The organism is Nocardiopsis lucentensis DSM 44048, from assembly GCF_000341125.1.
Classification (GTDB): Bacteria; Actinomycetota; Actinomycetes; order Streptosporangiales; family Streptosporangiaceae; genus Nocardiopsis; species Nocardiopsis lucentensis.
The window spans coordinates 1-7,309 of sequence record NZ_ANBC01000486.1; the positions used below are offsets into that span (position 1 = coordinate 1).

Annotated in this window: 6 protein-coding genes; 3 read left to right on the forward strand and 3 right to left on the reverse strand. The window is 71.1% G+C overall.

What is annotated here, in order from left to right:
- A partial coding sequence (locus D471_RS0117370; RefSeq protein WP_241479651.1) for a DUF4153 domain-containing protein occupies positions 1 to 1,503 on the forward strand: 1,503 nt, incomplete at its 5' end.
- Between the two features lie 67 nt (positions 1,504 to 1,570).
- Here D471_RS0117370 and pip read toward each other — a convergent pair.
- Positions 1,571 to 2,527 carry a prolyl aminopeptidase gene (pip, locus tag D471_RS0117375; protein ID WP_017599799.1) on the reverse strand — a complete coding sequence of 319 codons (957 nt, stop codon included), beginning with the start codon at positions 2,525 to 2,527 and terminating at the stop codon, positions 1,571 to 1,573.
- A gap of 116 nt (positions 2,528 to 2,643) precedes the next feature.
- A complete protein-coding gene (locus D471_RS0117380; RefSeq protein WP_026127816.1) occupies positions 2,644 to 3,534 on the reverse strand; it encodes a DUF4429 domain-containing protein in 891 nt (296 codons plus the stop codon).
- Positions 3,535 to 3,684: 150 nt separating this feature from the next.
- On the opposite strand from D471_RS0117380, the gene D471_RS0117385 reads away from it, so the two are divergent.
- Positions 3,685 to 5,403, forward strand: coding sequence for an AMP-binding protein (locus D471_RS0117385; protein WP_017599801.1), 1,719 nt, complete (start codon positions 3,685 to 3,687; stop codon positions 5,401 to 5,403).
- A gap of 200 nt (positions 5,404 to 5,603) precedes the next feature.
- Positions 5,604 to 6,665, forward strand: a complete 1,062-nt coding sequence (locus D471_RS0117390) for a 3-deoxy-7-phosphoheptulonate synthase (protein ID WP_017599802.1) — start codon at positions 5,604 to 5,606, stop codon at positions 6,663 to 6,665.
- Positions 6,666 to 6,769: 104 nt separating this feature from the next.
- Here the strand turns inward: D471_RS0117390 and D471_RS0117395 are convergent.
- On the reverse strand, positions 6,770 to 7,309 hold a 540-nt coding region (locus tag D471_RS0117395; RefSeq protein ID WP_017599803.1), incomplete at its 5' end, for a penicillin-binding transpeptidase domain-containing protein.

Sequence of the window (7,309 nt, forward strand, 5' to 3'; positions counted from 1 at the left end):
CCGGGACACCCGCCCCACCCCGCCCACGGCCCCCACCCCGCCCAGGCGTACAACACCGCGTGGGGACACTCCCCCTGGCCGCCGTACCCGCGACAGCACCCCCACCGGGCCGCGCCCGCCCCCTGGGGAACCGCCCAGGCTCCCCCACCCGTGGTGCCCGTCCCCGAACCGGAACCCGAACGCCACAGCCGTGCCTGGTCGGCGGTCTTCGGCGTGCTCGCCGCCGTGCTGCTGGCCACCGCCGCCGTCCGCGACGCGGGCTGGGTCCTCGTGTGGACACTGACCGGCGCCCTCCTCCTGGCCTCGCTGGCCTTCGCCGTCCGCAACCCGGCCTCCCGGCGCGGCCCCGTCAGCGTGCTCGTCGGGAGCCTGGCGCTCCTCCGGCACCTTCCGGCGAGCCCGCGCCTGCTGTTCAGCCCCCTGCGCTCCGGCCGGGCCCGAGGGCTCGTGGCCCCCGCCGTGCTCACCGCGGTCGTCACCGCCCTGCTGCTGACCGTCTTCGGCGTGCTCCTCGCCTTCGCCGACCCCGTGTTCGCCAACTACTTGGCCCGACCGTTCGAGAACATGGACCTCGGGACGGTCGTCTCCCGCCTGTTCGGCGGCGCCCTGAGCGTCCTCTTCACGGGTTCGGCCGTCCTGGCCGCCCGGCGGCGCCCGGCGCCCCGCTACGGGCCGGTCCCACCCCCCGAGTCCGGCCCGAACTGGCCGATGTGGGTCTGGAGCATCCCGCTCGGCTCCCTCATCGCGCTGTTCACGGCGTTCGTCGCGGTGCAGGGCGCGGTGATGTTCGGCGGCGACGACTACGTCCAGTCGGTCACCGGGCTCATCTACGCCGAGTACGCCCGGCAGGGCTTCTTCCAGCTCGTCGTGGTCAGCTTCCTGGTCCTGGGCGTCATCGCCCTGACCACGGCGCTGGTCCCGGCCCGGGAGAGGGCCGTGCGCACCACGCGCAACGTCCTGCTCGGTCTGCTGTGCCTGCTCACCCTCGTCATCCTCGCCTCGGCGATGATGCGGCTCCAGCTCTACATCGACGTCTTCGGGCTGACGCGCATGCGGGCCGGCGCCGAGGCGTGGATCCTGTGGAGCGGCGCGGTGTTCGTCCTGGTCATGGTGGCGGGTCTGGTCAACACGCTCGGCCGCTCCACCGCCTGGCTCCCGCGTGCCACGGTCGCCCTCTCCGCGGTCGCACTGGCCGTGTTCGCCTACGGGAACCCGGATCTGCGCATCGCCGAGAGCCACCAGGACCTCGACCTGACCACGGTCGACACCTGGTACCTGGACACCCTGTCCGCCGACGCGGTCCCCGGACTCATCGAGTTGGAGGAGGACGACCGGGTCTGCGCGCTCCTGGCGCTCCAGGACCGCCTGGAGGGCCCCGACCACGGGGGCCTCGCGTCGTGGAACCTGTCCCGCAGCCAGGGACGGCGGCTGTTGGCGGAAGCGGGGCCGTTCGACTACGTCGACCAGTTCAACGCGAACTGCATCGACTCCTACCGTCCCTGACACCCGTCGGCGGCGACAGCCGCGCTCCGGGTTCCGGGCGACGAGCGCCCGGAACCCGGACGGCCCGCTAACCGGCGAAGCGGTCCGTGGCCTCGATGAGCCGGTCGAGGATGCCGGGCTCGTTGTAGGCGTGCCCGGCGTCGTCGACGATGTGGAACTCCGCCTCCGGCCAGGACCTGTGCAGGTCGTAGGCGGTGTGGACGGGTGTGCAGACGTCGTAGCGCCCCTGCACGATCACCCCGGGGATGTGCCGGATCTTCTCCGCGCCGTCGATGAGCTGGTTCGGGGTCAGGAAACCGCGGTTGGAGAAGAAGTGGTTCTCGATCCGCGCGAACGCCAGCGCGTAGTCCTCGTCGGCGTGCTGGCTGCGGATCTCCTCGTTGGGCAGCAGGGTGACCGTGGACCCCTCCCACACGCTCCACGCGCGGGCGGCCGCGAGGCGCACGTCGCGGTCGGGGTCGTTGAGGCGCCGCTCGTAGGCGGCGATGAGGTCGTCGCGCTCCTCCTCGGGGATCGGCGCGAGGTAGGACTCCCACAGGTCCGGGAAGAGCATGGACGCACCCTGCTGGTAGAACCAGCGCAGCTCCTCGTCGCGCAGGGTGAAGATCCCGCGCAGGATGAGCTCGCTGACCCGCTCGGGGTGGGTCTGCGCGTAGGCCAGCGCCAGGCAGCTACCCCAGGACCCGCCGAACACCTGCCACGTCCGCACGCCGATCATCTCGCGCAGACGCTCCATGTCCTCCACCAGCGTCCACGTGGTGTTCGCGGACAGGTCGGAGTCCATCCGGCTGGCGTGGGGGACGGACCGACCGCAGTTGCGCTGGTCGAACAGCAGGACGCGGTACCGCTCCGGGTCGAACAACCGCCGGTGGGCGGGGTTGCAGCCCCCGCCGGGGCCACCGTGCAGGAACACCGCGGGCTTGCCCGCGGGGTTGCCGCACAGCTCCCAGTAGACGCGGTTTCCGTCGCCGACGTCGAGCATTCCGGAGTCGTACGGCTCGATGGACGGGTACAGGGTGCGCAAGGCTTGTGACCTTTCCGAGTGCGAACCGCCGGACGGTCGTCCGGCGGGCAGAACAGACATACGAGGGGGGCGGGTCCTCCACGCCCCGGTTCCCGGCCGAGGCCGTACGGACACCGTCAGAGGCGTCCGAGGAGTTCGGCCTTCTTGGCACCGAACTCCTCGTCGGTGAGCAGCCCCTCGGCGTGGAGCCGTCCCAGTTCACGGATGGTGGCGAAGATCGTCTCCGCGTCCTGCTCGGTCGAGGGGGACGGACCGGCCCCGGGCAGTGCCGCCGCCTCCGGAACCGGGGACGGGGTGAGGTGGGCGTTGATGGTCGCCGCCATGAGGAGGGTCTCGTCACCGCCCTTGGTGCCGTGGGAGGCGAGGGTGAAGAAGTCGTGCTCGATGTCGGTGGCCTCCGAGACGGTCACGCCGCGCAGTTCGATGCGCAGCAGGCCCTCGGTCAGGTCGACCGGCGGGAGCCAGCGGGCCTCGGCGATCTCGGTGAGCCGGAACTCGCGCGCCTTCTCCTTCTCCTTGGCCGAACCGGCCATCAGGCCGTCCCACTGGATCCGGACACGGGTGCCGTCGAAAGTGGCCGACCCCTCGGCTGTGCGGGCCTGGAACGGCAGGCGGGCGACCAGCCCCCGGGCCACCTGTCGCGGGTCGGGGACACCGTCGGCGGTCTCCCTGGCCAGGCGGACGGTGGAGGTGAGTTCGTCGGCCACGTACTCGGCGACGAGTTCCCTGTCGTGCGGCCCGGTGAGCAGGAGCGGGGACGTTCCGCCCCGGCCGGGCACGCCCAGGTTCGCGTACGGGTCGGCGCCGTCGACCAGCCGCAGCCGCAGCCGCCACCCGCGTTTGCGGTCGCCGCGGTCGAACTCGATCTCACGCACCGCCGCCAGCGGAACCGCGCACTCCCCCAGGTGCTTGAACAGAGTGGGGACCCTGCGCCCCGAGTCAAACCTGAGCCGAACCGTCTGCCCGTCGAATCGCCAGGTTCCGTGGTGTCCGCGCAGTTCCTCCATGCGGCCCATGGTAGGGCGCGCGGACCGCAGGCGTCGCCCGCGCGCTTACCGGGTAGGACCTGCTGGGCACACCGTTCCCAGCGCCCCACGCGGGCCGAGCGCGCGGACGGGCCACCCCGTCCGCGGATCCCGAACCGGAGGTCGCCGACGATGTCGAAAGAGAGGGCCGCCGAGGGCGCGGCGGAGTTCCGGGCCGCCCGTGACCTGCTGCTCCGGCACCGCGAGGACCAGCCCAGAGCGCACCGGGAGTTCAGCTGGCCCCGGCCCGACCGGTTCAACTGGGCCCTGGACTACTTCGACGCGCTGGCCGAGACCATCCCCGACCGCACCGCGCTGTGGATCGTCGAGGAGGACGGGAGCGAGGCCAAGTACACCTACCAGCACCTGTCCGAGCGCTCCAACCAGGTGGCCAACTGGCTGATCGGCCAGGGCGTGCACCCGGGCGACCGGATCATGCTCATGCTCGGCAATCAGGTCGAACTGTGGGAGACCACACTCGCGGCGATCAAACTCGGTGCCGTCGTCTGCCCGACGGCGCCCATACTCACCGAGAGCGACCTCGTCGACCGGCTGGACCGGGGCGACGTCGCGCACGTGGTGTGCTCCCCCGCGGAGACCGAGAAGTTCGCGCACCTGCGCGGCCACTGGACGCGTGTCTGCGTCGGGTACATGGACGGCTGGCTGAGCTACCCGGACTCGGAGCACGCCGCCCTGGACTTCACGCCGCCGCGCCCGGTCGGCGCCGACGACCCCCTGCTGCTGTACTTCACCTCCGGCACGACCTCCCGGCCCAAGCTGGTCTCCCACTCCCAGCGCTCCTACCCGGTCGGCCACCTGTCGACGATGTACTGGCTCGGCCTCCAGCCCGCCGACATCCACCTGAACATCTCCTCCCCCGGCTGGGGCAAGCACGCCTACAGCAGTGTGTTCGCCCCGTGGAACGCCGAGGCGACCTCCCTGGTGGTGAACCAGGCCCGGTTCGACCCCGAGCGGCTGTTGGACCAGGTCGTCCGCTGTGGCGTGACCACCATGTGCGCGCCGCCCACGGTGTGGCGCATGCTCATCCAGACCGACCTGACCTCCTGGAGCGTGCGGCTGCGCGAGGCGGCCGCCGCGGGCGAGCCACTCAACCCGGAGGTGGTCGACAAGGTGCGCGACGCCTGGGGGATCACCGTCCGCGACGGGTTCGGGCAGACGGAGACGACCATGCTCGTCGGCAACGCTCCCGGGCAGTCCGTCGTGCCCGGGTCGATGGGCCGCCCGCTGCCCGGCTACGACATCGTGCTCACCGACCCCACCACCGACGAGAGGACCGAGACGGGGGAGATCTGCGTCGACCTGTCCGGGGACCCGGTGGGGGTGATGACGGGGTACGCCGACGGCACCGACATGACCCGTGACGTGACCCGGCTCGGCCTCTACCACACCGGTGACCTCGCCGCCCGGGACCCGCGCGGCTACATTACCTATATCGGCCGGATCGACGATGTGTTCAAGGCTTCGGATTACCGCATCTCACCATTTGAACTCGAAAGTGTGCTCGTTGAGCACGAATTCGTCGCCGAGGCCGCGGTCGTCCCCTCCCCCGACCCGCTGCGCCTGTCAGTGGCCAAGGCCTACATCGCCCTGGCCGAGGGCGTGCCCCCGGACGCGGACACGGCCCGCGCCATCCTGACCTACTCCCGCGAGCGTCTCTCCCCTTACAAGAGGGTGCGCCGCCTGGAGTTCACCGATCTTCCGAAGACCGTCTCGGGTAAGATCCGACGTGTACAACTACGGCGGGCCGAAGCCGAGCGCGGCACGGTCACCGACGGCCAGCGCAACCAGCGCGAGTTCTGGGAAGAGGATCTTCCGGGGCTGAAGGACTGATCTGCGCCCCCGGAGCGGAATGGACTCAGGAATTTCCGTCCCACATAGTGAGACGAATCTTTTCCGTGTCTCGTCCGTGTGGTGTTTCCCATCCCGTGTGCGACGCCGACACCCCACACGACCGCGTTCGACCGGCCCGGGCCGCGCTACTGTCAGTCGCGGCGACAGCCAGCACCGACCGAGGGACCGAGGGGAACACGATGCCGAGCACCAACGACACACGGGTGGCGAGTTACCAGCCACTCATCGCCCCCGGGGACCTGCTCAAGGAACTGCCCCTGGGCCACGAGCGCAACTCCCTCGTCGAGGAGTCGCGCGCCGAGGTCAAGCGCGTGCTCGACGGAGAGGACGACCGCCTCCTGGTCGTCGTGGGACCCTGCTCGGTCCACGACCCCGAGTCGGCGATGGACTACGCCCGACGCCTGATCGGCCTCGTGCCTTCCCTGCGCGACGACCTGTGCGTGGTCATGCGCGTGTACTTCGAGAAGCCGCGCACCACCGTGGGGTGGAAGGGCCTGATCAACGACCCGCACCTGAACGACACCTACGACGTCCACCACGGCCTGCGCATCGCCCGCCAGCTCCTGCTGGACATCAACTCTCTGGGACTGCCCGCGGGCACCGAGTTCCTCGACCCGATCACGCCCCAGTACATCGCCGACGCCGTGACCTGGGGCGCGATCGGCGCCCGCACGACCGAGAGCCAGGTGCACCGCCAGCTGAGCAGCGGGCTGAGCACCCCGGTCGGCTTCAAGAACGGCACCGACGGCGACGTTCAGGTCGCCGTGGACGCCGTCGGCGCGGCCGCGGCCTCGCACACGTTCTTCGGCGTCGACCCGACCGGCGCCGGATCGGTCGTGGTCACCGAAGGCAACCCCGACTGCCACGTCATCCTGCGCGGCGGACGGAGCGGCCCCAACTTCGACGCCGAGCCGGTCGAGGCCGCGCTCGACGTCATCGGCCGAGCGGGCCTGCCGCGCCGGCTGATGATCGACGCCAGCCATGCCAACAGCGGCAAGGACCACACCCGCCAGCCCGGTGTCTCCTCCGCCATCGCCGAGCAGGTCGCCGGGGGGCAGACCGGCATCATCGGCGTCATGCTGGAGAGCTTCATCGTGGAGGGCGCCCAGAAGCTGGGCGACCCGGCCGCGCTGACCTACGGCCAGTCGATCACCGACAAGTGCATGGGCTGGGAGACCACCGAGCACGTGCTCTCCGAGCTGGCCGAAGCCGTGCGCCAGCGCCGCAAGAACGCCGCCTGAGCCAGGTCGGACGCGGACGCCGCGAAGACACGGTGTGGGCCCGGCGCGCGCCGGGCCCACACCGTGTCACGAACACGCGGGACGGCGACCCACCGCCGGACACATCAGGCGGCGGCCTCCGGCGGCAGCACACCGAGTTCGACCAGCAGCTCCCGACCGACCCGCTCACGCAGCTCCAGCTGTGACTCGTCCTCGATGTCCACCCGCAGGGCGAAGGTGTGCACATCGTCCCCGTACTCGACCCAGCCGACCCACCACCCCGGCGACGGGTCCACGGTCCCGCCCCATCCGGTCTTGGCGAAGAGGGCGTGGTCACCGACCTCGTCGACCATCGCGATCTCGCGGACGGCGCGCTGGTGCCGCTCCTCCACCGGCAGCTCAGCCCGGGCCAGGCTCGCCAGGAACACGGTCTGCTCCATGGGGGTGACCTCCAGCGGACCCTCCAACCAGAACCGGTCCACCGCGTCCGCGCCGCCGATCTCGCGATTGCCGTAGTCGAACCGGTCCACCCAGGCCGCCATCCGGTCACGACCGACCCTGCGCGCGATCTCCTGGTAGACGGGCACGTTGGACGCGGGCAGGGCGTCACGCATGCTCATGTCCCGCTCCCACTCCGGGACCGGCTGCGGCTCACCGCCGTAGGG